The organism is Stenotrophomonas sp. LC732 (assembly GCF_052446685.1).
In the GTDB taxonomy this organism is placed as follows: Bacteria; Pseudomonadota; Gammaproteobacteria; order Xanthomonadales; family Xanthomonadaceae; genus Stenotrophomonas; species Stenotrophomonas muris.
The window spans coordinates 3,979,848-4,005,164 of the sequence record NZ_CP199214.1 but is presented as its reverse complement, the minus strand read 5'-3'; the positions used below and the strand labels follow the sequence as shown (position 1 = coordinate 4,005,164).

The 25,317-nt window shown below is 68.3% G+C and carries 27 protein-coding genes and 2 riboswitches; of the genes, 18 read left to right on the top strand and 9 right to left on the bottom strand.

Annotated features, from left to right (window positions below; genetic code table 11):
* Positions 1-54 precede the first annotated feature (54 nt).
* A complete protein-coding gene (locus ACT6SE_RS18915; RefSeq protein ID WP_032958237.1) occupies positions 55-666 on the top strand; it encodes a DUF6445 family protein in 612 nt (203 codons plus the stop codon).
* Between the two features lie 92 nt (positions 667-758).
* Here the strand turns inward: ACT6SE_RS18915 and ACT6SE_RS18910 are convergent, their stop codons facing one another.
* Together ACT6SE_RS18910 and ACT6SE_RS18905 are read right to left on the bottom strand one after the other, a co-directional pair.
* Positions 759-1,922, bottom strand: coding sequence for a serine hydrolase domain-containing protein (locus ACT6SE_RS18910; RefSeq protein ID WP_014648592.1), 1,164 nt, complete (start codon positions 1,920-1,922; stop codon positions 759-761).
* Between the two features lie 67 nt (positions 1,923-1,989).
* Positions 1,990-2,919, bottom strand: coding sequence for a retropepsin-like aspartic protease (locus tag ACT6SE_RS18905; RefSeq protein WP_046432775.1), 930 nt, complete (start codon positions 2,917-2,919; stop codon positions 1,990-1,992).
* A 106-nt stretch (positions 2,920-3,025) separates the two neighbouring features.
* Between ACT6SE_RS18905 and ACT6SE_RS18900 the strand changes: the two genes are divergently transcribed.
* The 7 genes from ACT6SE_RS18900 (at position 3,026) to ACT6SE_RS18870 (ending at position 8,476) form a co-directional block, all read left to right on the top strand.
* Entirely contained in the window at positions 3,026-3,733 is a 708-nt protein-coding gene (locus tag ACT6SE_RS18900) for a response regulator transcription factor (RefSeq protein WP_014648590.1), read from the top strand.
* A 32-nt stretch (positions 3,734-3,765) separates the two neighbouring features.
* The gene (locus ACT6SE_RS18895) at positions 3,766-5,064 is read left to right on the top strand and encodes an ATP-binding protein (protein WP_046432773.1); all 1,299 of its coding nucleotides are present in this window, start codon (positions 3,766-3,768) and stop codon (positions 5,062-5,064) included.
* A gap of 71 nt (positions 5,065-5,135) precedes the next feature.
* The gene (locus tag ACT6SE_RS18890; protein WP_046432771.1) at positions 5,136-5,636 is read left to right on the top strand and encodes a MarR family winged helix-turn-helix transcriptional regulator; all 501 of its coding nucleotides are present in this window, start codon (positions 5,136-5,138) and stop codon (positions 5,634-5,636) included.
* Positions 5,633-6,373, top strand: a complete 741-nt coding sequence (locus tag ACT6SE_RS18885; RefSeq protein WP_014648587.1) for a DNA alkylation repair protein — start codon at positions 5,633-5,635, stop codon at positions 6,371-6,373. Before ACT6SE_RS18890 ends, ACT6SE_RS18885 begins: the two co-directional genes overlap by 4 nt.
* Before the next feature lie 48 nt (positions 6,374-6,421).
* The gene (locus tag ACT6SE_RS18880) at positions 6,422-6,760 is read left to right on the top strand and encodes a DUF6616 family protein (protein WP_046432768.1); all 339 of its coding nucleotides are present in this window, start codon (positions 6,422-6,424) and stop codon (positions 6,758-6,760) included.
* Positions 6,761-6,850: 90 nt separating this feature from the next.
* Positions 6,851-7,108: a hypothetical protein gene (locus ACT6SE_RS18875; protein WP_014648585.1), complete on the top strand. Its 258-nt coding sequence runs from the start codon at positions 6,851-6,853 to the stop codon at positions 7,106-7,108.
* A 294-nt stretch (positions 7,109-7,402) separates the two neighbouring features.
* Positions 7,403-8,476, top strand: a complete 1,074-nt coding sequence (locus tag ACT6SE_RS18870; protein WP_014038657.1) for a 3-deoxy-7-phosphoheptulonate synthase — start codon at positions 7,403-7,405, stop codon at positions 8,474-8,476.
* A 262-nt stretch (positions 8,477-8,738) separates the two neighbouring features.
* Here ACT6SE_RS18870 and ACT6SE_RS18865 read toward each other — a convergent pair whose 3' ends face one another.
* Complete coding sequence (locus ACT6SE_RS18865) at positions 8,739-9,356, bottom strand: trimeric intracellular cation channel family protein (protein WP_005411215.1); 618 nt, start codon at positions 9,354-9,356, stop codon at positions 8,739-8,741.
* 82 nt (positions 9,357-9,438) lie between these two features.
* Positions 9,439-9,544, bottom strand: a riboswitch (glycine riboswitch).
* A gap of 13 nt (positions 9,545-9,557) precedes the next feature.
* A riboswitch (glycine riboswitch) is annotated at positions 9,558-9,647 on the bottom strand.
* Positions 9,648-9,687: 40 nt separating this feature from the next.
* Between ACT6SE_RS18865 and ACT6SE_RS18860 the strand changes: the two genes are divergently transcribed.
* From ACT6SE_RS18860 to ACT6SE_RS18850, 3 genes are all read left to right on the top strand, one after another.
* Complete coding sequence (locus ACT6SE_RS18860) at positions 9,688-9,963, top strand: GIY-YIG nuclease family protein (protein WP_014648583.1); 276 nt, start codon at positions 9,688-9,690, stop codon at positions 9,961-9,963.
* Positions 9,964-10,107: 144 nt separating this feature from the next.
* Complete coding sequence (locus ACT6SE_RS18855; protein WP_046432765.1) at positions 10,108-10,539, top strand: nuclear transport factor 2 family protein; 432 nt, start codon at positions 10,108-10,110, stop codon at positions 10,537-10,539.
* A gap of 3 nt (positions 10,540-10,542) precedes the next feature.
* The gene (locus ACT6SE_RS18850; protein ID WP_046432762.1) at positions 10,543-10,998 is read left to right on the top strand and encodes a hypothetical protein; all 456 of its coding nucleotides are present in this window, start codon (positions 10,543-10,545) and stop codon (positions 10,996-10,998) included.
* 92 nt (positions 10,999-11,090) lie between these two features.
* On the opposite strand, the gene ACT6SE_RS18845 is transcribed toward ACT6SE_RS18850, so the two are convergent.
* Entirely contained in the window at positions 11,091-12,371 is a 1,281-nt protein-coding gene (locus ACT6SE_RS18845) for an NAD(P)/FAD-dependent oxidoreductase (protein ID WP_046432761.1), read from the bottom strand.
* A 123-nt stretch (positions 12,372-12,494) separates the two neighbouring features.
* On the opposite strand from ACT6SE_RS18845, the gene ACT6SE_RS18840 reads away from it, so the two are divergent.
* Both ACT6SE_RS18840 and ACT6SE_RS18835 read left to right on the top strand, forming a co-directional pair.
* A complete protein-coding gene (locus ACT6SE_RS18840; protein WP_014648580.1) occupies positions 12,495-13,274 on the top strand; it encodes an NYN domain-containing protein in 780 nt (259 codons plus the stop codon).
* A gap of 178 nt (positions 13,275-13,452) precedes the next feature.
* Complete coding sequence (locus ACT6SE_RS18835; RefSeq protein ID WP_444811165.1) at positions 13,453-14,007, top strand: glutathione S-transferase N-terminal domain-containing protein; 555 nt, start codon at positions 13,453-13,455, stop codon at positions 14,005-14,007.
* 97 nt (positions 14,008-14,104) lie between these two features.
* Here ACT6SE_RS18835 and ACT6SE_RS18830 read toward each other — a convergent pair whose 3' ends face one another.
* Entirely contained in the window at positions 14,105-16,282 is a 2,178-nt protein-coding gene (locus ACT6SE_RS18830) for a primosomal protein N' (RefSeq protein ID WP_046432758.1), read from the bottom strand.
* 412 nt (positions 16,283-16,694) lie between these two features.
* Here ACT6SE_RS18830 and ACT6SE_RS18825 point away from each other — a divergent pair, with 412 nt between their 5' ends.
* The 4 genes from ACT6SE_RS18825 to sppA all read left to right on the top strand — a co-directional run bounded on the left by ACT6SE_RS18825 (position 16,695) and on the right by sppA (position 21,882).
* Positions 16,695-17,699 (top strand): hypothetical protein, encoded by a 1,005-nt coding sequence (locus tag ACT6SE_RS18825; RefSeq protein ID WP_014648577.1) that lies wholly within the window; start codon positions 16,695-16,697, stop codon positions 17,697-17,699.
* Positions 17,692-18,273 (top strand): DUF3106 domain-containing protein, encoded by a 582-nt coding sequence (locus ACT6SE_RS18820; protein WP_046432756.1) that lies wholly within the window; start codon positions 17,692-17,694, stop codon positions 18,271-18,273. The genes ACT6SE_RS18825 and ACT6SE_RS18820 overlap by 8 nt, the downstream gene beginning before the upstream one ends.
* Positions 18,274-18,479: 206 nt before the next feature.
* Positions 18,480-19,844: an MATE family efflux transporter gene (locus ACT6SE_RS18815; RefSeq protein ID WP_046432753.1), complete on the top strand. Its 1,365-nt coding sequence runs from the start codon at positions 18,480-18,482 to the stop codon at positions 19,842-19,844.
* Between the two features lie 115 nt (positions 19,845-19,959).
* Complete coding sequence (sppA, locus tag ACT6SE_RS18810; protein ID WP_046432751.1) at positions 19,960-21,882, top strand: signal peptide peptidase SppA; 1,923 nt, start codon at positions 19,960-19,962, stop codon at positions 21,880-21,882.
* A gap of 98 nt (positions 21,883-21,980) precedes the next feature.
* Here the strand turns inward: sppA and ACT6SE_RS18805 are convergent, their stop codons facing one another.
* The gene (locus ACT6SE_RS18805; RefSeq protein WP_005414610.1) at positions 21,981-22,193 is read right to left on the bottom strand and encodes a hypothetical protein; all 213 of its coding nucleotides are present in this window, start codon (positions 22,191-22,193) and stop codon (positions 21,981-21,983) included.
* Between the two features lie 111 nt (positions 22,194-22,304).
* Here ACT6SE_RS18805 and ACT6SE_RS18800 point away from each other — a divergent pair, with 111 nt between their 5' ends.
* Entirely contained in the window at positions 22,305-23,081 is a 777-nt protein-coding gene (locus tag ACT6SE_RS18800; protein ID WP_014038643.1) for an SDR family oxidoreductase, read from the top strand.
* Between the two features lie 94 nt (positions 23,082-23,175).
* Here ACT6SE_RS18800 and ACT6SE_RS18795 read toward each other — a convergent pair whose 3' ends face one another.
* From ACT6SE_RS18795 to ACT6SE_RS18785, 3 genes are read right to left on the bottom strand one after another with little or no spacing between them, the layout of a single operon-like run.
* A complete protein-coding gene (locus ACT6SE_RS18795; protein WP_041864295.1) occupies positions 23,176-23,889 on the bottom strand; it encodes a hypothetical protein in 714 nt (237 codons plus the stop codon).
* 34 nt (positions 23,890-23,923) lie between these two features.
* The gene (locus tag ACT6SE_RS18790) at positions 23,924-24,613 is read right to left on the bottom strand and encodes a hypothetical protein (protein ID WP_046432746.1); all 690 of its coding nucleotides are present in this window, start codon (positions 24,611-24,613) and stop codon (positions 23,924-23,926) included.
* A 43-nt stretch (positions 24,614-24,656) separates the two neighbouring features.
* Positions 24,657-25,247 (bottom strand): Sua5/YciO/YrdC/YwlC family protein, encoded by a 591-nt coding sequence (locus tag ACT6SE_RS18785; RefSeq protein WP_080053022.1) that lies wholly within the window; start codon positions 25,245-25,247, stop codon positions 24,657-24,659.
* Between the last annotated feature and the right edge of the window lie 70 nt (positions 25,248-25,317).

The following is a 25,317-nucleotide window of genomic DNA, read 5'->3' as shown; positions in this document are numbered from 1 at the left end:
GGTTTTTCGTTGCCCGGTTGCCGCCGCAGCAGCGCATCGCTACGCTCGGTGGCCATGCCTACCTCCTTCATCGTCGTCGACGACTTCCTTTCTCCTGCCGATGCGCAGGGGCTGCGCCAGGCGGCGCTGGGCCTGACCTATCCGGTGCAGGAGGGTGCATTCCCCGGCCGCAATTCGCAGCAGCGGCTGGAACTGGATGGGCTGTCCGGCGCGGTCTCGCGGCTGGTCAACGAACCGCTGCGGCCGGTCAACCCGCTGCAGTCGCACGGCAAGTTCCGCCTTACCCTGGCCGGTGACACCGGCCGCGCCAAGGTGCACGCCGATCACTCGCACTGGTCGGGCATCCTCTACCTGAGTGCACCGGAGCACTGCGAGGGCGGCACCGAGTTCTTCCGCCACCGCCGTACCGGCACCGAGCGCATGGCCCTGGATGCAGCGGAGCTGGCCGCATTGGGCTATGCCAACGGCGGCGACATGCATCGTGACATCATCGAGCGCGACAGCAACGACGACAGCCAGTGGGAAATGACCATGCGCATCCCGATGCGTTTCAACCGGCTGGTGCTGCTGCGGCCCTGGTTCTGGCATACCGCCGGGCCAGCGTTCGGCGACCGCCCGGAGAATGGCCGGCTGGTGTACCTGATGTTCTTCGAGCAGGCGCGCTGAGCGGAGCAGGCATCCACGCGTGAGGTGGATCCACACGCCATGCATGGTTGCTCCCATCCCTCCGCACTCCCCGCCCAGGGATCATCGCGCCTTCATTCGACGAAGGCCTTCGCCGCGCCGTACTCCCACTGCCATGGCACGCCGGTATCACCCAGCACGAACGCCACCAGTGCCGGGAAGGTGGCCTCGGCCCGTACATCGTTGCCCAGGATCACCACGCAGCGTTTGTGCCGCTCGATGCACACCAGGGTGTTGCCGACCGCATCGTCGTGGCCGCCCTTGTAGAAGCCTGCACCCTGGGGGCCACGGAAGGTCACCACGCCCAGGCCCGCGGCCAGATCCCGGTGCTGCTGTGCAACGGGCAGCTCCGGCTGCAGCGTGGGGAACTGGCTGGCGGTGGTGATCGGCAGCTGCGGCCGCACCAGTTCCCTGCGCATTGCCGCAGACAGCCCATCGCCGCGCACATAACCGGCGGCGAAGTGGGCCATGTCGGTGATGGTGGTATCCATCGATCCTGCCGCCCGCACACGGCTGCGTTGATCGTGCGGCTCTGTATTGCCTTCGACGGTCCAGCCATCGGCCAGGTTGCCGGCGAAATCCGCGCGCCACGACATGCTGGTGCGCGCCATGCCGAAGCGATCGAACACGCGCTGCTGCATCAACGCACCCACATCCTCGCCCAGTCGCCCACGTTCGATCACGAACTGCAGCAGGATCAGGCCCTCGCCGGAATAGCCGTAGCGGCTGCCGGGCTCGAAGTGGAACTTCAACCGGCCATCCGGTTCGAGAAAGCCGAAGTTGGCAAAGCCGCTGGCGTGATTCAGCAGCTTTCGCGGCGTGAGCCGGCGCCAGCGTGCATCACTCGCCAGCACGCTGTAGTCGGCGTACTTCTTCGGTTCGGGCGGGTAGTCTGGCAGCGGCACGTCCAGAGCTGTGGCGATGCTGGCATCCAGATCGATCCCCCCGTCCTGCGCCAGCTGTGCGACCAGGTGGCCGAAGGCCATCTTGGTGAGCGATGCGGCATACATCACGGTGTCGGTGCGCAGCGGCTCGCCTGCGGCGTTGCGTTCACCGTAGGCGGCCACATGCACCACCTTGCCGTCATCGATCACCGCCAGCGCCATCCCGCGCGCATGGGCCGCCTGCATCAGCCGCCGTGCTTCGGCATCGATGCGAGTGGGCGAGGGCACGGGTGGCGGCGCGGCCAGTACCGCCAGCGGGAGCAGCGTCAGCAACATCAGGGTGGCACGGCACATGCGTGGAACTCCTGGTGGGGCGCACGGTGATGCTACGCCGGGCTGCCGCTGGCGTCATCGCCAGTTGTCAGCCGGCCTGCGGCCGGCGCAGGCAGATCCGTGCTGCGCCGGCACCGATGTCCACCTGGCCGCCGCGCATTGCATCGGCACCGAGGATCAGCGCCGGCCGGCCCTCCAGGCCGATCGCCTTGAACACCGGCAGTTCGCTGATGCGGACCTCCATCGACGGGTGCTGCCAGCCGCCGCCGGTCATGCCGGGCAGGGTGTACAGCCAGGTTGCCTGCTTGCCGCCGCCCAGGCCTTCGGTGCCCTTTTCACGCACCCGCACCCGCGCGTCGCTGCCGTCGGTGCGCAGCCCCAGTGCGCGGGCGGCTTCGGCGTTGAGGACGGTCTGTGCGGCACCGGTGTCGACCACGGCGATGGCGTCCACCGCAGGCGCGCCCAGTGCAAGCGTGATGAAGCCGAACTGGCGCAGGCCGCCAGTGCGGCCGGGCAGCGCATTGGGCTGGCAACCCGGTCCTTCCAGGTTCAATCCGCCGGGTGTCCACAGCGCCAGTTGATTGCGGCCGAAGTCCCAACGGGTGTCCCAGCGCCCGGTCAGATCGTTGCCGATCAAGCCGTCGATGGCTGGATCATCATCCTTCGGCAACGATGACAGATCGACGTTCATGGCTTGGGCCTGCAGCTGCCAGCTGCCCAGCTGCCAGGACGTGCTGCGCATGCGCTGCAACCGCGCCGAAGCTGCACTCGCCCCTTGCGCCTGTGATACCTCTGCATCCGCATCCTCCAGGCCATAGCGCCGCACGACGCGGGCATCGACCAGCGTTGCCCCCGCGGCACTGTCGACCACGAAGCGCAGCGGTTCGGCGCGCCCGTCCAGCGAGACGGCCACCGCCGGATGACCGCCCTGCATCCACATCGGCAGGATGTGCGCGGCGGCGTTGGAGGCGAGCGCAGGCAAGGGAGCGGCGAACAGGGGCAACAGGAAGAGGCGCAAGGGAAGACTCCGCAGTGATCGTGGGTGACCATTGGCGCACGGCGGCGTATCGCCGGAATATCGGCGTTGATACCGTCCTGATACACAGGTGCTGGATACTGTCCGAATGAGTACTCCCATCCGTGTCATCGTCGTCGACGACGATGCCAGCATCCGCGACGCCATCGCCGACCACCTGCTGCTGCACGGCTACCAGGTACGCCTGGCGGCGGATGCGGCGGCACTGGACGTGCTGCTGCAGGCCGAACGACCGGACCTGATCATCCTCGACTGGATGATGCCCGGTGAGGATGGGCTGTCGGTCTGCCGCAGGCTGCAGGCGAGGGCGATCCCGATCCTGATGCTGTCGGCGATGGGGGCTGCACCGGACCGCGTGATCGGCCTGGAGATGGGCGCGGACGACTACCTGGCCAAACCCTTTGATCCGCGTGAACTGCTGGCGCGGGTACGCGCACTGCTGCGCCGTCAGGACAAGCTGCGCACGCAGGTGGCCAGCGAGCTGCGGTTTGATGGCTGGCGATTGCTGCCCGACCAGCGTCGCCTGTTCGCACCGGACGGTGCCGAGCTGGTGCTGAGTCGTGGCGAGTTTTCCCTGTTGCTGGCGCTGGCCGAACGTCCCGGGCGGGTGCTGGGGCGTGAGCAGCTGCTGCAGTTGAGTCGCGGAGAAGCCAGTGACAGCGTGGACCGTGCCATTGACCTCGCGATCAGCCGCCTGCGCCGCAAGCTCGGGCAGGCCGCGTCCGGGGCAGAAGCCCTCGTGCAGACACTGCGCGGGGAAGGGTATCGCTTCGACGCTGAGGTACAGGTGCTGTGAGCAGCCGGTGGTCGACCACACGCTGGATCGCGATGCTGGCGCTGGCCAGCCTGCTGCTGGCAACCCTGGCCAGCGTTGCAGTGGTGGGTTGGATGCCCCGGCCCGCGCCGCCACCGATGCGGCTGGACCATGCGATGCAGGTACTGCGTGGGGAACAGGCGCCGGCGTCACTGGGATTGCGCAGGGCGACGCAGGACGCGCCCCCCCAAGGTAGCGCCAGCGACTGGCTCGCGCAGCTGGCGGCCGCGCAGATGGGCATGCCGGCCGAGGATGTACGCCTGGCATGGACGGGGCAGGGCAGGGCGCCCGATGTGCAGGTCATCGAGGGTGGCGCGGTACTGGACGCCTCCGGTCGTGCTGGCGTGCTGAAATCACAGGCCGCGCTGCTGACCGCGATGCAGTGGCCGCCGTTTGAACTGGGGATGCGCCAGGCCGACGGCCGCTGGCGGGTGGTCGGCAGCGACCATAGTGACCTGGCGGCCTGGCGCCGCCAGGTGATGCTCGCCCTGTTGGGCGGTGCGATCCTGCTGGCGCCGTTGGCGGCGTGGGCGTCGATCCGGTTGGGGCGCCCGCTGCGGCGCCTGGCCGAAGCGAGCGCACGGGTCGACCTGCAGGCCGAATCGCCATTGCCCGACGATGGCCCACGCGAAGTGCAGATGCTGGCCGCCGCGATCAGCACCGGTCGCGAACGCCTGCGGGTCCAGGCACAGGACATGACCCATATGCTGGCGGCAGTGGCGCATGACCTGCGCACGCCCCTGACCGGCCTGCGCCTGCGCGCCGAGTTCGCTCCCGCACCACAGGCCGCCCGGATGGTGGCGGACATCGAACGCATGGACGCGATGATCGAGCAGGTGCTCGACTATGCACGCGGCGAGCTGCAGCCCTTGCAGATGCGCTCGCTGGATCTGGCTGCCCTGCTGCAGGAATGCCTGCAAGGGGCGCTGCTGCGCGGGGTCGACATTTCGCTTCAGTGCCCGGATACGCTGCCGTGGCATGGCGATGCGCTGCTGCTCCGGCGCGCGGTCGACAATCTCATCGACAACGCCGAGCGTTACGCGGGCGCCGTGGAGCTGCATGTCGCCGTGTGGGGACATGGGGTGCAGCTGGATGTGATGGATCGCGGGCCGGGCATCGCCGAAGCTGATCGTGTCCGCCTGCTGCAACCGTTCCAGCGCAGCGAAAGCTCGCGCAGTCGCGCTACCGGTGGGACCGGGCTGGGACTGGCCATGGCCGCCAACGTGGCCAGGCGTCACGCAGGCGAACTGCAGCTGCTGCACCGCGAGGGTGGCGGGCTGATCGCGCGCGTGCTGCTGGGAAAGCTCCCCTGATATCGGCTGTGATTTACAGGTAGCGGCTATCGGTGATATGATTAGGCGCCTAACCATATCGCGTTCGTGAGATGATCGAAGCCAAGCATCAGGCCCTGCTGGAGGAATCGCAGCGACGCGGCCACGCCAACATCGCGCAACTGCGCCTGTGCTTCCAGCTGCTCTCGTTGTCCTCGTCGATCGATCGCGACTGCGACGCGCGGCTGGCACCGCATGGGCTCAGCGAGGGCCGCTTCGTCGTGCTGTTCCTGCTGCACGGGGCCGGTGGCACGCTGCCGCCGCACCTGCTGGCCGAGCGTGCTGGCGTGACCCGTGCCACCATCAGCGGCCTGCTCGATGGCCTGCAGCGTGAAGGCCTGCTGCAGCGTCGCAGCGATGACGGGGATGGCCGCCGTCTGCAGATCGTATTGACCGCACCGGGAAAGCGCTTGGCCGAGTCGTTGTTCGAGCAGCACACGCAATGGATCAGCGGCCTGTTCGACGGCCTGGATGCGGGTGAACAGCAGCAGCTGTCGCAGCTGCTGCACAAGGTCTGGCAGCACACGGACGGCGGGCGGGAATCGGCAGCATGAGCACGCCCGTTCCTGCGCAAAGGCTGCATGCACTCAACAGTGGCAGCGCTGCTGCCACCCATCTGGCCGAATGCCTGGCCGTGGATTTCACCGCGCTGTTGCAGGTGGTGGCGCCTGCCCTTGAGCCGGAATCGCTGCAATGCATGCGCGACGCCTCAGGGAAGGGCATCACCCAGCGCATGGCGCTGGCGGCGCGGTTGCTGCACGAAGCCGGACAGGGGGAGCCTGCGCGCTGGCAGGCGCATGCGTCAGACACGGTGCGTGGCTGGGCCTGCTACCTGATCGGCGGCGACGCCGACGCGACGCTGCCGGCCAAGCTGCAGGCGATGCGGCCACTGGCTGACGACCCACACTTCGGCGTGCGCGAATGGGCGTGGCTGGCGCTGCGTGCCGACATTGTTGCCGCACCACTGCAGGCGCTGGAGTACCTGCAACCATGGACGCAGGAAGGATCGCCGTACCTGCGCCGCTTCGCCTGCGAAGCGCTGCGCCCGCGCGGCGTGTGGGCCACACATGTCGCGCTGTTCAAGCGGCAGCCGGAACTTGCAGAGGCGATGCTGGAAGCACTCGCCGACGACCCGGAGCGCTATGTGCAGGACTCGGTCGGCAACTGGCTCAATGATGCCGGCAAGACACAGCCGCAGTGGCTGCGTGCGCTGTGCGCGCGCTGGCAACAGCAGCACCCTGGTGATGCCAATGCCTACATCCGCAAACGCGCCATGCGCTCGCTCCGGTAGTGCCGGCCGCTGGCCGGCAACCCCCCAAACCTTCAAGGAAGAAGCAGCATGTCGCACACCTTCATCGAGCTCTATACCGCCACCCCCGCCTGGACCACGCTCCAGCCCGAGCAGCGGAATGCCTTCTTCGCCCGTATCGGTGCAGGCATGCAGCAGTTCGATCCGGTCCGCATCACACTGCTGGCGATGGGCCGCATTGCCAGGGGCGTACAGCACGGCAGCGATGAGCAGTTCTATGCGGTCTGGCGCTGTGCAAGCCGCGCGGACGCCGATGCGCTGGTGGCCGGCATTGCCGCCACCGGTTGGCATCAGTACTTCGCCACCATCAACGCCGTCGGCGCAGACGATGGGATGGGGCAGCACCTTGCCGACCTGGCCGCCTTGTAGCAGCGTCTCCGGACGCGCATGGCACATGCGCCTGTCACCCGGACGCGGTAAACAGGACATTGCCCATGTCCATCCGCAGGGAAGTTGATCATGCAGAGCACGCTCCAGGTCACGCTGTTCGGCCCGCTTGGCGACAGCCCGGCATTGCAGTTGCCGGGGCGGGAAGGGCCGTCGGTGGCCATCCCGGAGGCGGCCCTGCGGCGGTTGGTCTCCGACCTCTACACCACCCGTTCCCTGCTCAATCCCGAGCAGCTGGACGAGGCCAGGCAGGAGCTGGACCGCGTGCTGGAGCGCTGGGCCGACATCCACGAAGGCCTGTTGCTGGACGTGGAAGTGCATGGCAAATGAGCAGCTTTGCGTGGCTGCTGCCGCGTGGGCAGCGCCGGCGCGCGCCTCGCTGAACCGCACCCGCGGTTGCGGATGAAACATTTTGCACTGCGCAAAAGCTGTGCTATCAATACACCCCATGAACGCAGCCGCCACCCGCTTTTACTGGTATTACTTTCCGAAGCCACTGGCGGAGGAAGGACTGCGCTCACCCTGAAGAAAGCTTCAGACGCATTCCCGAAAGCCGCCAGCGAACCTGGCGGCTTTTTTCATGCCGCCACGCTGGGGACCCCAACGTTCCGGAGATCTCCTGCAATGCCCCCGCACACCGACGACCTGCGTATCCGCACCATCGAACCGCTGACACCGCCTGCCCAGCTGCTGGCGATGCTGCCCTGTGACGATGAAGCCTCCGACACCGTCAGCGCCTCGCGCGCGGCCCTGCACCAGATCCTGCACGGCCGTGACGACCGCCTGGCAGTGGTGGTGGGCCCGTGCTCGATCCACGACCCGAAGGCCGCCATCGAATACGCCCAGCGCCTGAAGCCGCTGCGCGACGCGCTGGCCGGCGAACTGGAAATCGTCATGCGTGTGTACTTCGAGAAGCCGCGCACCACGGTGGGCTGGAAGGGCCTGATCAACGACCCGGACCTGGACGGCAGCTTCCGGATCGACAAGGGCCTGCGCATTGCCCGCGGCCTGCTGCGCGACATCAACAAGCTCGGCCTGCCGGCCGGTGTCGAATTCCTCGATGTGATCTCGCCGCAGTACATCGCCGACCTGGTGGCGTGGGGCGCGATCGGCGCGCGTACCACCGAAAGCCAGGTGCATCGTGAGCTTGCCTCGGGGCTGTCGTGCCCGGTCGGCTTCAAGAACGGCACCGATGGCAACGTCAAGATCGCCGCTGACGCGGTGGGTGCGGCGTCCAATCCGCATCACTTCCTGTCGGTCACCAAGCAGGGCGGCACCGCCATCGTGTCGACCACCGGCAATCCGGATTGCCATGTGATCCTGCGTGGCGGCAAGCAGCCGAACTACGACGCCGGCAGCGTCGCCGACGCCTGCCAGGTGCTGGCCAAGGCCAAGCTGCCGACGCGCCTGATGATCGACGCCAGCCACGCCAACAGCCTGAAAAACCCCGAGAACCAGCCGAAGGTGATCGAGGACATCGCTGTTCAGCTGGAAGACGGCGAACAGCGCATCGTTGGCGTGATGATCGAGAGCCATCTGGTCGGTGGCCGCCAGGAACTGGTGGAAGGCCAGCCGCTGGTCTACGGGCAGAGCATCACCGATGGCTGCATCGACTGGGACACCACCGTGACGGTGCTGGAGCGTCTGGCTGCGGCCGTGCGCGCCCGTCGCGACGTGAAGGTGTCCGAAGCAGCCTGATCGAAGCCGCCTGAGTGCGGCACGTGTGTGGATGGCGGCCAGCGCCTGCGGGGGTGCGGCCGCGATCAGGGCCGGTCGGAGTTGGAGGCCGGCCCATCTGCACCGGCGATGCGCCTGGCGCTGCGCATGAGCGACAGCGCCAGGTACATCGCCGGGGTGGTGATACGGCTTCCTGTAGCGTCGAGCCATGCCCGACCTGCGCGCGAAGCGCGTTGGTTTCCTGCAAAGAGCAGTCGAGCATGGCTCGACTTTACGAAGAGGCTCAATGCACTTCGTCGTGGTAGACGAACTTCGGCATTTCCCAGCGGTAGTGGATCGCCAGCAGGCGCAACGCGAAGCCGCCGCCAAGGCAGCACAGGATCGCGGTGGCATCGGCCACGCCCCAGTGCAGCAGCAACAGATAGGCCGCGCCGGTCAGCAGCGCGATGATCGCGTACAGCTCCTTCTGGAAGATGAGTGGCACCTCGTTGCAGAGGATGTCGCGCAGCACCCCGCCGAACGCGCCGGTCAGCATGCCGGCGATCAGCACGATCGGCATCGCATGGCCGGCCTCGCGCGCGATCGAGCAGCCGATCAGGGTGAAGGCGATCAGGCCCAGCCCGTCGAGCACCAGGAAGGTGCGGCGGAAGTGGTGCATCCAGCGCGCCACCCAGGTGGCGATCAGCGCCGCGCACACGGTGAAGCCCAGGTACTCGGGGTGCTTCACCCAGCCCAGCGGGTAGTGGCCGAGCAGGATGTCGCGCAGTGAACCACCCCCGAGGGCGGTGACGCAGGCGATCATGACCACGCCGAACAGGTCCATGCGGCGGCGGCCGGCGGACAGTGCGCCGGTCATGGCTTCGGCGGAAATGGCGATCAGGTAGATGATGGACAGCAGCATGGGACAGGCTCCGGGCGCGGTGGGGCCGGCCATGCGCGACCACCGCCACTGCCTGCGCAATGACGGGATGACGATGACCGGTGCCGCTCCCGCTGTCCTTTTGCCTGAGAGTTCAGCGGCATGGGCCGCGTGCCCCTTCGGCGGATCGCCCCGGGCATGCCCGGTGACCTCTCTCCAGCTCGGCGAGTCGAATGCATGGTTGGTGGGATTCCAGCCCACCGGCCTGAGCGATCATGGGAGCCTGCGCCTTCGGCGGGCGCCAGCGCGGCGCCTCTCTCCTGCATTCGGGCGCCAGTATATCCGCTGCAGTGCAGCACGGCATAATCCAGGCATGGCCCCATCCCTCCGCCCGTGGTTCCTGTACCTGCTCGAATGCCGCGATGGCAGCTATTACGCCGGCATCAGCACCGATGTGGAGGCGCGTTTCGCCGCCCACCAGGCCGGCAAGGGCGCGCGCTACACCCGGGCCCGGCCGCCGCTGCGCGTGCTGGCCGTGCGCGAATACCCGGACCGGGCCGCCGCCTCGCGGGCCGAGTGGCAACTCAAGCAGCAGCCCCGCGAACGCAAGCTGGCCTGGCTGCAGGCAACGGATCCTGCGCTTCTGTAGAGCCGAGCCCACGCTCGGCTGTTGTTCCGTCTGCCCGATGCGGGAGCCGAGCATGGGCTCGGCTCTACAGTAGATCCACGTCATGCGTGGATGGGCCATTCGGCCCATGCGATGATCGCCCCGCGCCCAGAGCCGGAGACCCGGATGTCCACGATTGCCCTGCTGTTCGCGCTTTCCGCATCAACGAGCCCTGCCGCCGACCCCGCCACGATCGCGGCCGTCGAAGCCACCTGCCACGACTACGTCGATGGCCAGCTGGAGGCCGATCCGCAGCGCGTCGCCCGTTCGCTGCACCCGGACCTGGCCAAGCGCGCGGTCCTCGGCGATACACCCGGCGAGCGCCTGGGCCTGCGCCGGATGTCGAAGGAAGAGCTGGTCTCGCTGACGAAACAGGGCGCGCTGAAGACCCCGAAGGATCAATGGGATCGCCGCTGCACGGTGCTGGACGTGACCGGCAACGCGGCCTCGGTGCGGCTGGAAACCCCGTGGTTCGTCGACTACTTCCACATGGGGCGTTTCGACCAGCGCTGGGTCATCGTCAACGCACTGTGGTACCCGAAACCGAAGGCGCACTGAGCGATGCGTGCCGCCGGCAACGCATGGATCTCCGTCGTCGTGCTGGTCGCCGGCATCGCGCTGCTGCCTGGCCTGCTGTATCTGCTCGGGCTGGCATTGGTGGACGGCCGGCCGAAGCCGGCCGACCGCGCGCCCAGTGGCGTGGCTGCGTGCAGCGGTGAGCCACGGGCGGGATACCAGCCAATGAACCCCTGGCGCTTCACCGCCCAGTTCTTCGACAAGGACGGGATGAAGAACAAGGTGCCTGAAGTGGAGCGGGAGGCCTTCTGGATTGCCCGGCGCCACCTGTGGCGGCAACCTCGGCGCGGCATGCTGCGCTGGCATCTCAGCAGCACCGCGTTGGCGATCTGGATCACCCGGCATTGGAGTACCGCGCAGATTGCGGACACCGCGAGGAAGGAGGACTTCTGCCGGACCTGGTCGAAACGGCGGGTGCCCGGTGGCCAGATGAACCGGTAGATCCACGCCATGCGTGGATGGCGCTCCATGTTTGTTGACGGGGTCAGAGCCCTTTCCCGCGGAAAGGGATCCGACCCCTGTTGCGTGCGGCCTTACCGCCTCGGCCGCCGGTCATCCTGGTCATCACCGAAGATGATGCGCGCGCTGCGCTGGTAGCTCCAGTACGCGACCGCCCAGTTCAGCAGCACCACGATGCGGTTGCGGAAGCCGATCAGGAAGAACACGTGCGCGGCCAGCCAGAACCACCAGGCCAGCACGCCGGAGAGCTGCAGCCGGCCCAGGTGCACGATCGCGGCCATGCGGCCAATGGTGGCCAGGTTGCCGTAGTCGGCGTACTTGAACGGACCGGGCTCGGGCTTGCCGTGCAGGCGTGCACGGACCACCTCGGCCACGTACTTGCCCATCTGCTTGGCCGCGGGCGCCACGCCGGGAACCGGCTTGCCGTCGGCCTGGCTCAGTGCGGCCAGGTCGCCGGCCACGAACAGCTCCGGGTGATCGGGCAGGGTCAGGTCCGGCTGCACCTGCACGCGGCCGGCGCGGTCCAGCGGCACGTCCAGCGTGCGCGCCAGTGGTGAAGCGGCTACGCCGGCGGCCCAGACCACGGTGCGGGCCGGCACGAACTGCTCACCGAGCTTGAAGCCCTGGCTGTCGATGTCGCTCACCGGGGTACCGGTCAGCACTTCCACGCCCAGCTTTTCCAGCTGGCGGCGCGCCTTCAGCGAAAGCACTTCCGGGAACGAGGACAGCACGCGCGGCCCAGCCTCGACCAGCCGCACCTTGGCGCTGGCCGGATCGATGTGGCGGAATTCGTTGCGCAGCGTGTGGCGCGCGATCTCGGCCAGCGTGCCGGCCAGTTCGACGCCGGTGGGACCACCACCGACGATGGCGAAACTCAGCCACGCCGCCTTCCTGGCCGGGTCCGGTTCGGCCTCGGCGCGTTCGAACGCCAGCAGCAGCTTGCGGCGCAGTGCAATGGCATCGTCCAGCGTTTTCAGGCCAGGGGCATCATCGGCCCACTGGTCGTTGCCGAAGTAGGCGTGGGTAGCGCCGGTGGCCAGCAGCAGGCTGTCGTAGTCCAGCGTGCTGCCATCGGCCATGCCGATCTGCCGTGCCTGCTTGTCGATGGCGACCACTTCGCCGAGGCGGACTTCCACGTTGCGCTGGTGGCCGAGGATGTGGCGCAGCGGTGCGGCGATATCCGGCGCGGACAGGCCGGCGGTGGCCACCTGGTACAGCAGCGGCTGGAACAGGTGATGGTTGCGGCGGTCGACCAGGGTGATGCGTATGCGCTCGCGGGCCAGGGCACGGGTGGCCCAGAGACCGGCAAAACCGCCGCCGACAACGACCAGGTGGGGAACGCGCTCGCGACTCATCGACTCACTCCAGTGGGGGCATTGGGGGAAGCGCCTGGCATCTTCGCACGGCGGCCACCTGTCACGTCAGCGCCTGGGTGGATCGGCGATACTCGGGTTCAGGCAACCGCCCGCGAGGAATCCATGAGCGAACCGGAAAAGCGCATCGCCCTGTTGATCGATGCCGACAATGCGCCGGCCTCGAAGATCGACGAGGTCCTGGCCGAAGTCGCCCGCTATGGCGTGGCCAACGTGCGCCGTGCCTACGGCAACTGGAAGAGCCCGCGGTTGAAGGGCTGGGAAGCGGTGCTGCACGAATACGCGATCCGCCCGATCCAGCAGTTCGCCTACAGCAAGGGCAAGAATGCGTCGGACATGGCGATGGTGATCGATGCCATGGACCTGCTGTACGCGCGCAACCTTGATGGCTTCGCCATCGTGTCGAGCGATGCCGATTTCACCCCGATGGTGATGCGCCTGCTGACCGACGGCGTGAAGGTGTATGGCTTCGGCGAAAAGAAGACGCCGGAACCGTTCGTCAACGCGTGCTCGAAGTTCACCTACCTGGAAGCGCTGGGCCAGACCCACGCCAGCGTGCCGGATGCCGAGCAGGCATCGAGCGAACAGGCATCGAACGAGCCCGTCGCCAATGATGATGCACGCCCGCGCAAGAGCGGGGCGGAGATGCGCAGCGACACCCGGCTGGTGAAGATGCTGCGCCGCGCGGTGTCCTCGGCCGAGGGCGAGGATGGCTGGTCGCACCTGGGGCCGGTCGGCAGCCAGATCGGCAACCAGGCCTCGTTCGATCCGCGCAACTATGGCTACGGCAAACTCAGCGATCTGCTGGCGGCGATCGGCCTGTTCGAGCTGAAGAAGGACGGCAAGTCGTCCTACGTGCGCGCGCTGCCAAAAAAGAACCGGTAGTGCCGGCCGCCGGCCGGCAGCGCGCAGGCGCCCGATCCCGCATCCGGCACGCACATCTCCACTCCAATCAGGCGTATCGTTGCCGCTCGCATTGCCAGCAAGGAAAACCCGCATGTTGAAGATCTGGGGCCGCCGCAATTCCAGCAACGTCCGCAAGGTGCTGTAGTGTGCCGAGGAGATCGGCCTGCCGTACGAATCCATCGAAGTCGGCGGCAGCCATGGCGGCACGCAGACGCCGGAGTACCAGGCGATGAATCCCAACGGCCTGGTGCCGGTGATCGAGGACCACGGCCTGCCGCTGTGGGAATCGAACACCATCGTGCGTTACCTGAGCGCGCGCTATGCGCTGGGCACGCTGTACGCCGAGGACCCGATGGAGCGCGCGCAGGCCGAAAAGTGGATGGACTGGAGCACCTCGCGGATGGCGCCGCTGTACAGCGACCTGGTCTGGGGCATCATGCGCACCGCGCCGGCCGACCGTGACGAAGCGCGCATCAGCGCGGCCATCGTCCGTGCCGGTGACTACCTGGCGATGGCCGATGCCACCCTGGCCACGCAGCCATGGCTGTCGGGCGGGACGTTCGCCATGGGCGACATTCCGCTCGGCTCGCTGGTGTACGCCTGGTATGAACTGCCGATCCAGCGCCCGGACCTGCCGCACCTGGCCGAGTGGTATGCGCGCCTGCGTGAGCGACCGGCCTACCAGCGCGGCGTGATGTCGCCGCTGACGTAAGCGAAGGCGTCCGGGGTCAGAGCCCTTTTCTGCGAAAAGGGATCCGACCCCCTGGCCATCGGGGTCGGATCCCACCCAGCGGGTGGGCTCCGACCCCTCAATACAGATCCGTCGGATCCACATCCAGCGACCAGCGCACCTTGCGTGCTTCCGGCAGCGCGTACAGCTGCGGAACCAGTTGCGAAAGCACGCCATGCAGCGGCGGCCGCTGCAGGGCAGACAGCAGCAGCTGCGTGCGCTGGTAACCGGCCCGCCGCGGCATCGGCGCCGGCATCGGCCCGTAGGCCTCGACCACGTTCTGTTCGCCCAGCAGGTGCCGGGCTGCCAGCAGGAATGCATTGGCATGCTCCACCTGCTGCGCTTCGGCGCGCATCAGCGCCAGATGCGCGAAGGGCGGGAATCCGGCCGCCTGGCGCTGGTTCAACTCGGCTTGCGCGAACGGATGGTAGCCACCGCTCACCAGGGTTTCCAGCAGCGGGTGCCCGGGGTGATGGGTCTGCAGCCAGACCTCGCCCGGGTCGCGCGCACGTCCCGCGCGGCCGGCCACCTGGATCAGCTGCTGCGCCAGTTTTTCGCTGGCGCGGAAGTCGGCTGAGAACAGGCCCTCATCGATACCCACCACCACCACCAGGGTCAGCTTGGGCAGGTCGTGGCCCTTGGCCAGGATCTGCGTGCCGACCAGGATGCCGGGCTGGTCGCCCAGTTTCGCCAGCTGCTGTTCCAGCGCGTCGCGCCGTGAGGTGGTGCCGCGGTCGATGCGCACCACCGGGAAGTCGGCGAAGGCCGCAGTGAGATGTTCTTCCAGGCGTTCGGTACCGATGCCCTGCGGTTGCAGTGCCAGGCTGCCGCAGGCCGGACATGCCAGCGGCGCCGGTTGCCGCGCGCCGCAGTGGTGGCACTGCAGGCGACGACCGCCACCATGCACGGTCATCGGCGCATCGCAGCGCTGGCATGGCGCGGTCCAGCCGCAGTCGTGGCACAGCAGCACCGGTGCGTAGCCGCGGCGGTTCTTGAACACCAGCACCTGCTGGCCACGCTGCAGATGCTCCCCGATGCCGGCCAGCACATCGGCCGAGAGGCCGTCATGCAGCGGGCGCTTGCGTACATCGAGGATGCGCACGCGCGGTGGCCGCGCATCGCCGGCGCGCTGTTTCAGGCGCAGGTGGGTGTAACGCCCGGCGTAGGCGTTGTGCAGGGTTTCCAGCGAGGGCGTGGCACTGCCCAGCAACACCGGAACGCCCAGCGACTTGGCCCGGACCAGGGCGAAATCGCGCGCGTGGTAACGGATGCCGTCCTGCTGCTTGTAGCTGCCGTCGTGTTCCTCGTCGACGATCAGCAGGCCGGCCTGGGGCAGCGGCGTGAACACCGCTGAGCGGGTGCCGACGATGACGCGCGCTTCGCCGCGTGAGGCCGCTGCCCAGACGCGCGCGCGCTCGTTGTCGTTCAACCCCGAGTGCAGCGCATGCACGGCGATGCCGAGGCGGCCACGGAAGCGTGCCAGGGTCTGCGGGGTCAGGCCGATTTCCGGCACCAGCACCAGCGCCTGCCTGCCCTGCGCCAGGCAATGGATGATCGCCTGCAGGTAGACCTCGGTCTTGCCGCTGCCGGTCACACCATCCAGCAGGAACGGCTGGAAGCCGTCGGCGGCATTGATCGCGGCCACCGCCTCGGCCTGGTCCGGGTTGAGCGTGGGACCGGGCAGTGGCTGCGCGTGTTGGGGGGCCACGCTCAGCGCAACCCGCTCGGCCAGCCCGCGCTTGGCCAGGCTGCGCGCGGCGGTGCGCCAGTCCTGCATGCGTTCGCCCAGCACGTCCTCATCCACGATGGCTTCGGCCAGCAGCTCGGCCAGTTGCCGTGGACGGCTGCCTGCGCGCAGCTTTTCACGCTGGGCGTGGCCTTCGGTGGTCAGCTGCCAACCCCAGTGGTGTGTGTCGGGCAGGACCTCGCCATGGCGCAGCGGGCCGGGCAGGGCGGTGCTCAGCACCTCGCCCAGTGGCGCATGGGTGTAGCGCGCCAGCCATTGCAGGCTCTGCCACAGCTCCCCCTGCAGCAGCGGCTGCGGGTCGCACCAGGCCAGGGCCTGGCGCAGTCCCTGGCCGTCGTCGGTCTGGCCGTGCCCCACCACCACACCGACCAGCTCCCGGTTGCCGAACGGCACCTTCAGGCGGCAGCCGACCGCGACCGCCGGTGCATCGCCCTCCGGCGACAGGTAGTCGAACAGGCGGGGCAGGGGGACAGGCAGGGCGACCTGCAGGGTCGGAATCGGTGAAAGCATCGGGCCAGTGTAACGGGCCATGCGCGCGCGAACGGCAGCAGCGGGAGCGGCGGGGCGGCGCCCGTTGAATCATAAATGTCACCTAAATATCGGTGTCCATTGGAGATTCAGTCTTATCCACATGTTCTGTGGATAACGTTGTGCGTTAACGGCCATCGGAAACGTAGAAGGCCGATGGCGACGGCCTCACGCTTGGGTTGGTCAAAAAATCGCCACACGACAAAAGACAATAAAATCAATATCTTAAGTGTGAAACAATGCTGAAACAGAGTGAATTCAGCCCGAAGCCACAGTTTTCGCCGGAGGGGGCGTGGTGCTGTGCACAACCTGCAGCACGAAGTGCCTGTGGGCGCAAGTCCTACGGGCGTCGATGGCCTGCCGCTATCATGCCGGCAGACCTTTGGAGTGACCGATGACGGCTGTGCCCGCCCCTGTTTCCTCGACCGCGGCCGGCGCGCTGTCGGCGTTCCTGCGTGGCGTCGAGCGCCGTGCCCTGGTGGTCGCTGAACTGCAGTGCGGCGATGCCGCGCGCGCCGAGCAGACCCTGGTGGCGGTGATGCGCGCCTTTGCCGCAGTGGCCAGCGACCTGCCGATGGCGCAGTGGCCGACCCGCTTCTGGACCCTTCTGGGCCAGCGCCAGGCGCTGCGCGAGCCGGTGGGCGGGCAGTGGCTGCCGCCGTTGGCCGTGCTGGGCGCGATGCCGCCGCTGCCGCGCCTTGCGCTGCTGCTGCGGGTGGGGGGCAGCCTGGACGAGGGCATCGCCATGCGCGTGCTCGACCAGGACGAGGCGGGCTACCAGCACCTGCTGGCCGACGCCTGCCCGCGTGATGCCCACGGCCAGCCGGATGCCTCGGCCTGGCGCCAGTTGGCCGAACAGGTGCAGGCGCGTATCCGTGAGTTGCCGGCCGCGCGCCTGCAGCAGCTGCAGCAACCCGCCGCCGCGACCGCCCACAATGAAGCCCCGACCCCGAGCTGGCGCGCACCGCAGCGCGATGAGCGGGCGGCCGCCAATGGCAAGCGCCGTCGCACGAACGCCAAGCCACGTTGGCGCGGTCCGCTGATCCTGCTGGCGACCGTGGCGATACTGTTGGCCGCAGCGCTGGGCTGGCGCCACTGGCAGGGGCATTCCTTCGGCAGTGATGCACCGCTGCCGGAGGGGGTGGTGGGCGAAGCCGGTCCGGTGACGGTGGAAGCCCTGCCACCCAGCAAGGTCAACGCCACGCCGGATGCGACCACGGCCCAGGCCACGGACGACGCAGCGATGCTGGCCGATCGTGACTACCCGCTGGTTGCCGATGCCGACCTGTACGCGTGGACTGCCGCGGGCGGCCCGCTGCCGGTGGATGAATCGCAATCCAGGCCGAGCCGGCCGGAGCCGGCCAGTGCCACGCTGGAAACCGCTGCTGCCGATGAATAAGTCCGTGTTCGCCAGCCTGCTGCTGGCCCTGCCGTTGTCGCTGTCTGCCGCGCCGCAATCGTTGAACGTGCCGTTGCCGCCACCGACGTCGCCGGCCACGCCGGTGGCTTCGCCAGCACCGTCGGCGGCAGCACCCTCTGGCTTCGCCCAGCTCGATGCGCAGCAGCAGCGCCAGCGCCGCGCCGACTACGCCGCCTGGCGCGCGCTGCCGGAAGGAGAGCGCGAGCGCATCCGCCAGGCGGCTGCGCGATTCAATGCGCTGCCTGCGGACCAGCAGCAGCGCCTGCGCCAACAGTTCCGCGACCAGGACCAGGCGTTCCGCGACGGGTGGCGGCTGGGCCCGCAACTGGGCCTGGAATTCCCCAAGCTGCATGGCTTGTTCGGCTTCGTGCCGCCGGAACAGCGCGAGACCGCGCTGGCCGTACTGCGCCAGCTCAGCCCGGCGCAGCTGGCCCAGCTGACTCTGGTCGCGCAGCGCACGCCACCGCAGGAACGCGACGCAGTGCGCAGCGCTTTCCTCGCCGTGCCCGCCGCCGAGCGCGACAGCTGGCTCAAGCGCCAGGCCGGCCAGTAAAAAAGGGGACGGAGGGGATTAAGTCGCATCCGGCACTAGCGGGCCTGAAACGACTTAATCCCCTCCGTCCCCTTTTTGTGTGGGGCGGCTGAAACCCAGCATTCACGCCATGTCATGGGAATGCTGGCGCCGCCCGCGTAAGATGGGCGCCCGCAACCCGGTGCCTGTGCCCTTCGCGCGCAACCGCAGTTCGCGTCAAGCACCTTATGTCTACTGCAACCTCCACGCCGCGCTTCAGCAAGGAAGTCGGCGCCACCGGTCTGCTCGCCCTGCCGCTTGTGCTGGGCCATGTGTCCACCGGTCTGATCTCCTTCGTCGACAACGTGATTGCCGGCCACCACGCCACGGCCACACTGGCCGCCGTCACCATCGGTACGGCGCTGCTGTGGCTGCCGATGCTGATTCCGATCGGCACCCTGATCTCGCTCACCGCCTCGGTGTCGCAGCTGCATGGCGCCGGCCGCGAGCGCGAGATCGGCCCGCTGTTCCGCCAGGCACTGTGGCTGGCCTTGGGGCTGGGCCTGATCATGTTCACCTTCCTCACCGTGGTGCCGCCGCTGCTGCCGTCGTTCGGCATCGCGCCGGACATCGTGCCGGGGGCGACCGCGTTCCTGCATGCGGTGCGCTGGGGCGGACCTGCGCTGACCCTGTACTTCTGCATGCGCTATCTCAGTGAAGGCATGCACTGGACGCTGCCGACGATGCTGCTCGGCTTCGGTGGCCTGCTGGTGCTGGCACCGATGGGCTATGTGCTGGCCAACGGCAAGCTCGGCTTCCCGGAAATGGGCGCCGAAGGCCTGGGCATCGCCTCGGCGGTGATGATGTGGCTGCAGGCGATCGCCTTCGCCACCTACCTGTGGTTCACCAGGCGCTTCGCCCATCTGCAGCTGTTCTCGCATTTCGAAGGGCCGCGCTGGAAGGCGATCTGGGACTTGCTGCGCACCGGCCTGCCGATCGGCATCACCGTGCTGATGGAGGGCGGCCTGTTCATCGTCACCGCGCTGCTGATCGGCCGCCTTGGTGCCAACGAAGCCGCTGCGCACCAGATCGCGATCAATGTCGCGCAGCTGTGCTTCATGATCCCGATGGGCGTGGCCGAGGCCACCACCGTGCGCGTCGGCCATGCGGTCGGCCGTGGTGACGGCTTCGGCGTGCGGCGTGCGGCCTGGGCCGGTTACGCGATCATCATGGGCACGCAGACGTTGTCGGCGGCGGTGCTGCTGTTCGGCCACGATGCCATCGTCGGTGTATACACCAACGACCTGGCGGTGGCCGGCCTGGCCTCGACCCTGCTGCTGTACGCGGCCACCTTCCAGTTCCCGGACGGCATCCAGGTGCTGTCGGCCGGCGCGCTGCGCGGCCTGAAGGACACCCGCGTGCCGATGTTCATCGCCATGTTCGCGTACTGGGGCCTGGGCATGCCGCTCGGCGCCGGGCTCGGCCTGGGGCTGGGCATGGGCCCGCAGGGCATGTGGATCGGCCTGATCGTCGGCCTGACCGCCGCTGCCATCCTGATGGGCTGGCGCCTGCGCCGCAGCAGCCAGCGCATCGGGCAATCCGCGCTGTCCTGATCTTCCCGCCCGCCACGTTCACCCGTGACGGGCGATCCCCTGACTTGTGTCCGATGCTGCATCACGCGGCACCGGCTATGCTGGTACCACGGCAAGAAGCCATCCGGAGCGTTCCATGAATCAACCCGTGCCCCCGCTGCCCCCGGCGCGTCGCAACCCCGTCGCCAGTTTCTTCATCGGGCTGTGGGACGTCATGAACTTCACCCGCCGGTTGATCCTCAACCTGGTGTTCTTCGGCCTGCTGTTCCTGCTGCTGGTGATGTTCGTCATCGCCGCCGGCATGGGTGCCGGTGCCAGCAAGTCGCTGCAGGACCGCACGACGCTCGTGATCGCGCCGGAAGGCCGCTTGGTCGAGCAGTTCAGCGCCGACCCGGTCAGCCGCGCGCTGGCCAAGGCGGTGGGTGACAACGGCGCCGAGGAGATCCAGCTGCGCGATCTGCTGCGGGTGATCGAGTCGGCCAAGGAAGACAAGAAGATCGAGCGCGTGGTGCTGGAGCTGGACAAGCTGCAGCCGTCCGGTTTCGCCTCGCTGCGTGAGGTGGCCGCCGCGCTGCAGGACCTGCGCGCCTCCGGCAAGCAGCTGGTGGCCTACAGCGAGAGCATGGGCCAGTCGCAGTACCTGCTGGCCGCGCAGGCCGACGAGGTCTACCTGGACCCGATGGGTTCGGTCGTGCTCGAAGGCCTCGGCCGCTACCGCCAGTACTTCCGCACCGGCCTGCAGGACAAGCTGGGCGTGGACGTGCACCTGTTCAAGGTGGGCGAGTACAAGTCCGCGGCCGAGCCGTACGTGCTCGACGCGGCGTCGCCGGCCTCCAAGGAAGCCGACCTGTTCTGGATGAACGACGTGTGGCAGCGCTACCTGGGCGACATCGCCAAGGCCCGCCGCCTGGATCCGGCACAGCTGGCCGCCGGCATCGACACCCTGCCGGAAGGCATCGCTGCCGCCGGTGGTGACCTGGCCAAGTTCGCCCTGCAGCAGAAGCTGGTGACCGCGCTGAAGACCCGCGAGGAATTCGAGGATCTGATGATCGAGCGCGGCGTGGCCGACGAGGATGCCGACGGTGGTTTCCGCAACGTTGACTTCGGCCGCTACCTGGCCCTGCTCGACGCGCGCCGCAACCCGGTGGACTCGCGTCCGCAGGTGGCCGTGGTGGTGGCCGCCGGCGAAATCAGTGGCGGTGACCTGCCGGCCGGCCGCATCGGTGGCGAGTCGACCTCGGCGCTGCTGCGTGCCGCGCGCGACGACGACAACGTGAAGTCGGTGGTGCTGCGGGTGGATTCGCCGGGCGGTGAAGTGTTCGCCTCCGAGCAGATCCGTCGTGAAGTGGTAGCCCTGCAGGCCGCTGGCAAGCCGGTCGTGGTGTCGATGGGTGATCTGGCCGCTTCCGGTGGCTACTGGATCAGCATGAACGCCGATCGCATCTATGCCGATCCGTCGACCATCACCGGTTCGATCGGCATCTTCGGCATGGTGCCGAACTTCAGCCGCGCGCTGGACAAGATCGGCGTGCACACCGACGGTGTCGGCACCACCCGCTTCGCGGGTGCGTTCGATGTCACCCGCCCGATGGATCCGGCCGTGGGCCAGGTCATCCAGTCGGTGATCAACAAGGGTTACGCCGACTTCACCGGCCGTGTCGCCGACGCCCGCAAGAAGCCGGTCGAGGCCGTGGACGAGGTCGCCCGTGGCCGCGTGTGGAGCGGTGCACAGGCCAAGGAACGCGGCCTGGTCGATGCCTTCGGTGGCCTGAAGGACGCGGTGGCCGATGCGGCCAGCCGCGCCAAGCTGGGCAAGGCCGATGCCTATCGCGTGCGCTACATCGAGAAGGCGGCCACGCCGTTCGCGCAGTTCGTCAGCGGTTTCGCCGGCAGCCGCGCCGGTGCCTGGATGCTGTCCGATTCGGGGATGGCGCGGATGATGCTGGCACGCACGATGCCGGAAGTGGACACTCAGTTGCGCTTCGTCGAGAACGCGGCCCGCGAGAAGGGCAATGGCGCTCCGGTGAAGGCGCTGGCGTACTGCTTCTGCGGATTCTGATCGGCAACGGTACCGAATGAAAACGCCCGGCTCTGGCCGGGCGTTTTCGTTCATGGGGTCGGATCCCTTTGCCCCGCAAAGGGCTCTGACCCCACAGGTCACTGCGTCGCGTCGGCCTCGGCCTTGCGTTCGCGTGCGGCGGCCTCTTCCACCGCTTTCTGCGCGCCCTTGGCGCGGTCCAGCGGTTCCTGCATCGCACGCGACATCGCTTTGGGCACCGGTGGCTTCTCCGGGTTCGGCGTCGGCGGCCGCTGGCAGGCCACCAACAGCACGCCGGCCAGCAGGGACGAGAACAGGGTCAGGATGCGCATGGCGGCTCTCCGCAGTGGGCGTACGTGCAGTGTCGCATCCTCGGCAGAGGGCCGCCGTGAGCGCGTATCCTTGCGGCATCGAAACACAGCGGGCGCGGCCCCGGAGGACTCATGACCCAGCAACGGTGGCGCCTGGACGGCCAGACGGCCCTGATCACGGGTGCCAGCGCCGGTATTGGCCTGGCCATTGCGCACGAACTGGCTGGCCTCGGCGCCGACCTGATGATCGTCGGCCGCGACATCGACATGCTGGAAACGGCGCGCGACGAACTGCTGGATGTCTATCCGCAGCACCAGGTGCACGCGCTGGCGGCCGATGTCTCCGATGACGAGGACCGTCGGCAGATCCTGGACTGGGTGGAAGATCACAGCGATGGCCTGCACATCCTGGTCAACAATGCCGGTGGCAACGTCACCAAGGCGGCCACGGAATATTCCGAGGACGAATGGCGCAAGATCTTCGAGACCAACCTGTTCTCGGCCTTCGAGCTGTCGCGCTACGCGCATCCGCTGCTGGCCCGGCACGCGTCGTCGTCGATCGTCAATGTCGGCAGCGTGTCCGGGCTGACCCATGTGCGCAGTGGCGTGGTCTATGGCATGACCAAGGCGGCGATGCACCAGATGACCCGCAACCTGGCCGTCGAGTGGGCGGAGGATGGCATCCGGGTCAACGCGGTGGCGCCCTGGTACATCCGCACGCGGCGCACGTCCGGTCCGTTGTCGGACCCGGACTACTACGAGGAAGTGATCAACCGCACGCCGATGCGCCGCATCGGCGAGCCGGAGGAAGTGGCCGCAGCCGTTGGCTTCCTGTGCCTGCCGGCGGCCAGCTATGTCACCGGCGAATGCATCGCGGTGGATGGCGGCTTCCTGCGCTACGGGTTCTGATCTTCCAAAAGGTAGTGCCGGCCGCTGGCCGGCAACTGGAATCATTTGAAGATCCTGCGATTGCCGGCCAGCGGCCGGCACTACCGGGTGGCTGTCACCCCGGTACCGGGCAGTTGCTGGCCTCCAGCACGCCCTGCAGCCGTTCGCGTTCCCCACGGGCGTTGTCGCGGTTTTCCGGCGAGGCGAACCGCTCACGGCCACGTGCGTCGCGGAAGCGTTGCTGCCAGCTGCTGCAGCGCTGCGCGTCCGGCAGTTCCTCGCAGCGGTCGCGCACCACTTCGCAGCCGGCGGCATTGACCGGCGTGGCGCCGCCCAGTCCCTGCACGGTCATCAGTTCGCAGCGCCCGGGGGCGGCTTCGTATTCGTGCAGGTAGCCACCGCCCTGGCTGTCGGTGCACTGGAAGATCGGTGGCAGCGGCGGCTTCGGCGGCGCATTGCTGTCCGGCGCGGCATCGGCCTGGCGTGGCAGCGATGCACTGTCGAGTATCAGATCGCCGCCTTCGCGTTCGACCATGCCAGCTTCCATGATCGTGCGTCCTTCGCCGGGGCGACGAGGCGCGGGTGCGGGAACGGACGGCGCAGTGGCCGCGGCCGGTCCGGGCGCGGCCGGCACGGGTGCCGCTGACGCCGGCGCCGGCGGAGCACTGGCCGGCACCCTCACCACCTGCTGCTTGCTGCCGGCAGGGCAGGGCGTGCGTTGCAGGGTGGGCACATCGCTGCTGCTGGAGGTACAACGGTAGATCACCCCGTCGTCGGCCAACGCGTTGCCGGCGAACAGGCCCAGGGCCAGCCAGATCAGGTTCTTCATGCGCACAGCGTACATGCCCCGGCAGGCATTGCGCTCAGCGTTCGCAGTCCCGCGACAGGCGCGCGTCGATGCCACGCTGTTCATTGCTGATGGCGGTGCGCTCACTCTGCAGCGCGCTGTTGTAACGGCGGTCCAGTTCCCAGCGGCGGTCACGCAGGCGCGCACAGACGTCCTGCGGCGGCAGCGCATGGCAGCTGTCACGGACCAGCACGCTGCCGGCCGGCACCTGCACGCCGACGCCCACCGCAGGCGGCCGGTAGCCTGTGCCTTCACCGATCGGCGCACCGACCGGCGTGCCGAAGCCCGGGCGTGGACCGGGATGGACCGCGCCGTGGTGCCCGTGCGGGAGCCACACGCTGGTCCACAACGGGACCCAGCGCGGATTGCCCTCGTTGCTGTCGCTGGTGTAGCGGCGACCGTCGTCGCTCACGCACTCGTACAACGGTTGTGGCGGCTGGATGTAGACGTGGCGGACTTCGCGATCGCGCATCACCGGAACCTCGCTGGGCACCGCGGGAGGGGCGTCACTGCGCACCACCCGGGGTGCCGGATCGCGCGGGCGCTGCAGGTCACGCACCTCCTGCCGGCCGCTGCTGCAGGGCCTGTCCTGCAGGGCCACGGCGCCATTGCTGGCGACGCAGCGGTAGACGCGCACGTCCTCGGCGGCCGGTGCGGTCCATGGCAGCAGCAGGCACAGGCCCAGGGCGGTGCGCAGCAGGTTCATGGCGGCAGGGTGCGTGATTGTGCGTGGCAGTGCAATCGTCCGCTCAGGAGCGCAGCACGTTGCCGCTGAGCGCGTCGCGGATCGGGGTGGGCTGGGCCAGGCCGCCGGTTTCGCCATCGAGGATGCCATCGAGCAGGCGCAGCAGGCGTGGATCCAGCTCGGCACGGCTGCGTGCCGGTGGTTCACCGGCCAGGTTGGCGCTGGTGGAGACGAGGGGCCCCCCCCAGGCGCGGCACAGGGCGGCGACCAGCGGGTGCGCGCTGATGCGCACGGCGATGCCGCTGTGCTCGCCGGTAATCCAGGGCTGGGCGCGCGGACCGGCCGGCAGGATCCAGGTGTTGGCACCCGGCCAGCTGGCCAGCACCGCGCGCTGGCGGGCATCGGGCAACGCCTGCAGGCGCACCCAGCCCTCCAGCTGCGACAATTCGGCGGCGACCAGGATCATGCCCTTCTCGATCGGGCGCTGCTTCAGCCGCAGCACCATGTGCACCGCCGCCTCATGCGAGGGATCACAGCCCAGGCCCCAGACCGCTTCGGTCGGATAGGCGATCACGCCGCCGGCGCGGAGCGTGGCGACAGCAGAGTCCAGGGTGAGTTCTTTCATGGCGGCGACCGGCCCGACGTGGGCCCCCATTATCCCCCTGCGGCGTGCAGAAGGGGTGGACCCTGGCCCGGTAGTGCCGGCCGCTGGCCGGCATCGGGTG

Excerpts from the sequence above, each read along its gene's own strand:
- ACT6SE_RS18915 (WP_032958237.1), top strand. The coding sequence starts at position 55 with ATGCCTACCTCCTTCATCGTCGTCGACGACTTCCTTTCTCCTGCCGAT.
- ACT6SE_RS18910 (WP_014648592.1), bottom strand. The coding sequence starts at position 1,922 with ATGTGCCGTGCCACCCTGATGTTGCTGACGCTGCTCCCGCTGGCGGTA.
- ACT6SE_RS18900 (WP_014648590.1), top strand. The coding sequence starts at position 3,026 with ATGAGTACTCCCATCCGTGTCATCGTCGTCGACGACGATGCCAGCATC.
- ACT6SE_RS18895 (WP_046432773.1), top strand. The coding sequence starts at position 3,766 with ATGCTGGCGCTGGCCAGCCTGCTGCTGGCAACCCTGGCCAGCGTTGCA.
- ACT6SE_RS18890 (WP_046432771.1), top strand. The coding sequence starts at position 5,136 with ATGATCGAAGCCAAGCATCAGGCCCTGCTGGAGGAATCGCAGCGACGC.
- ACT6SE_RS18885 (WP_014648587.1), top strand. The coding sequence starts at position 5,633 with ATGAGCACGCCCGTTCCTGCGCAAAGGCTGCATGCACTCAACAGTGGC.
- ACT6SE_RS18880 (WP_046432768.1), top strand. The coding sequence starts at position 6,422 with ATGTCGCACACCTTCATCGAGCTCTATACCGCCACCCCCGCCTGGACC.
- ACT6SE_RS18875 (WP_014648585.1), top strand. The coding sequence starts at position 6,851 with ATGCAGAGCACGCTCCAGGTCACGCTGTTCGGCCCGCTTGGCGACAGC.
- ACT6SE_RS18870 (WP_014038657.1), top strand. The coding sequence starts at position 7,403 with ATGCCCCCGCACACCGACGACCTGCGTATCCGCACCATCGAACCGCTG.
- ACT6SE_RS18865 (WP_005411215.1), bottom strand. The coding sequence starts at position 9,356 with ATGCTGCTGTCCATCATCTACCTGATCGCCATTTCCGCCGAAGCCATG.
- ACT6SE_RS18860 (WP_014648583.1), top strand. The coding sequence starts at position 9,688 with ATGGCCCCATCCCTCCGCCCGTGGTTCCTGTACCTGCTCGAATGCCGC.
- ACT6SE_RS18855 (WP_046432765.1), top strand. The coding sequence starts at position 10,108 with ATGTCCACGATTGCCCTGCTGTTCGCGCTTTCCGCATCAACGAGCCCT.
- ACT6SE_RS18850 (WP_046432762.1), top strand. The coding sequence starts at position 10,543 with ATGCGTGCCGCCGGCAACGCATGGATCTCCGTCGTCGTGCTGGTCGCC.
- ACT6SE_RS18845 (WP_046432761.1), bottom strand. The coding sequence starts at position 12,371 with ATGAGTCGCGAGCGCGTTCCCCACCTGGTCGTTGTCGGCGGCGGTTTT.
- ACT6SE_RS18840 (WP_014648580.1), top strand. The coding sequence starts at position 12,495 with ATGAGCGAACCGGAAAAGCGCATCGCCCTGTTGATCGATGCCGACAAT.
- ACT6SE_RS18830 (WP_046432758.1), bottom strand. The coding sequence starts at position 16,282 with ATGCTTTCACCGATTCCGACCCTGCAGGTCGCCCTGCCTGTCCCCCTG.
- ACT6SE_RS18825 (WP_014648577.1), top strand. The coding sequence starts at position 16,695 with ATGACGGCTGTGCCCGCCCCTGTTTCCTCGACCGCGGCCGGCGCGCTG.
- ACT6SE_RS18820 (WP_046432756.1), top strand. The coding sequence starts at position 17,692 with ATGAATAAGTCCGTGTTCGCCAGCCTGCTGCTGGCCCTGCCGTTGTCG.
- ACT6SE_RS18815 (WP_046432753.1), top strand. The coding sequence starts at position 18,480 with ATGTCTACTGCAACCTCCACGCCGCGCTTCAGCAAGGAAGTCGGCGCC.
- sppA (WP_046432751.1), top strand. The coding sequence starts at position 19,960 with ATGAATCAACCCGTGCCCCCGCTGCCCCCGGCGCGTCGCAACCCCGTC.
- ACT6SE_RS18805 (WP_005414610.1), bottom strand. The coding sequence starts at position 22,193 with ATGCGCATCCTGACCCTGTTCTCGTCCCTGCTGGCCGGCGTGCTGTTG.
- ACT6SE_RS18800 (WP_014038643.1), top strand. The coding sequence starts at position 22,305 with ATGACCCAGCAACGGTGGCGCCTGGACGGCCAGACGGCCCTGATCACG.
- ACT6SE_RS18795 (WP_041864295.1), bottom strand. The coding sequence starts at position 23,889 with ATGAAGAACCTGATCTGGCTGGCCCTGGGCCTGTTCGCCGGCAACGCG.
- ACT6SE_RS18790 (WP_046432746.1), bottom strand. The coding sequence starts at position 24,613 with ATGAACCTGCTGCGCACCGCCCTGGGCCTGTGCCTGCTGCTGCCATGG.
- ACT6SE_RS18785 (WP_080053022.1), bottom strand. The coding sequence starts at position 25,247 with ATGGGGGCCCACGTCGGGCCGGTCGCCGCCATGAAAGAACTCACCCTG.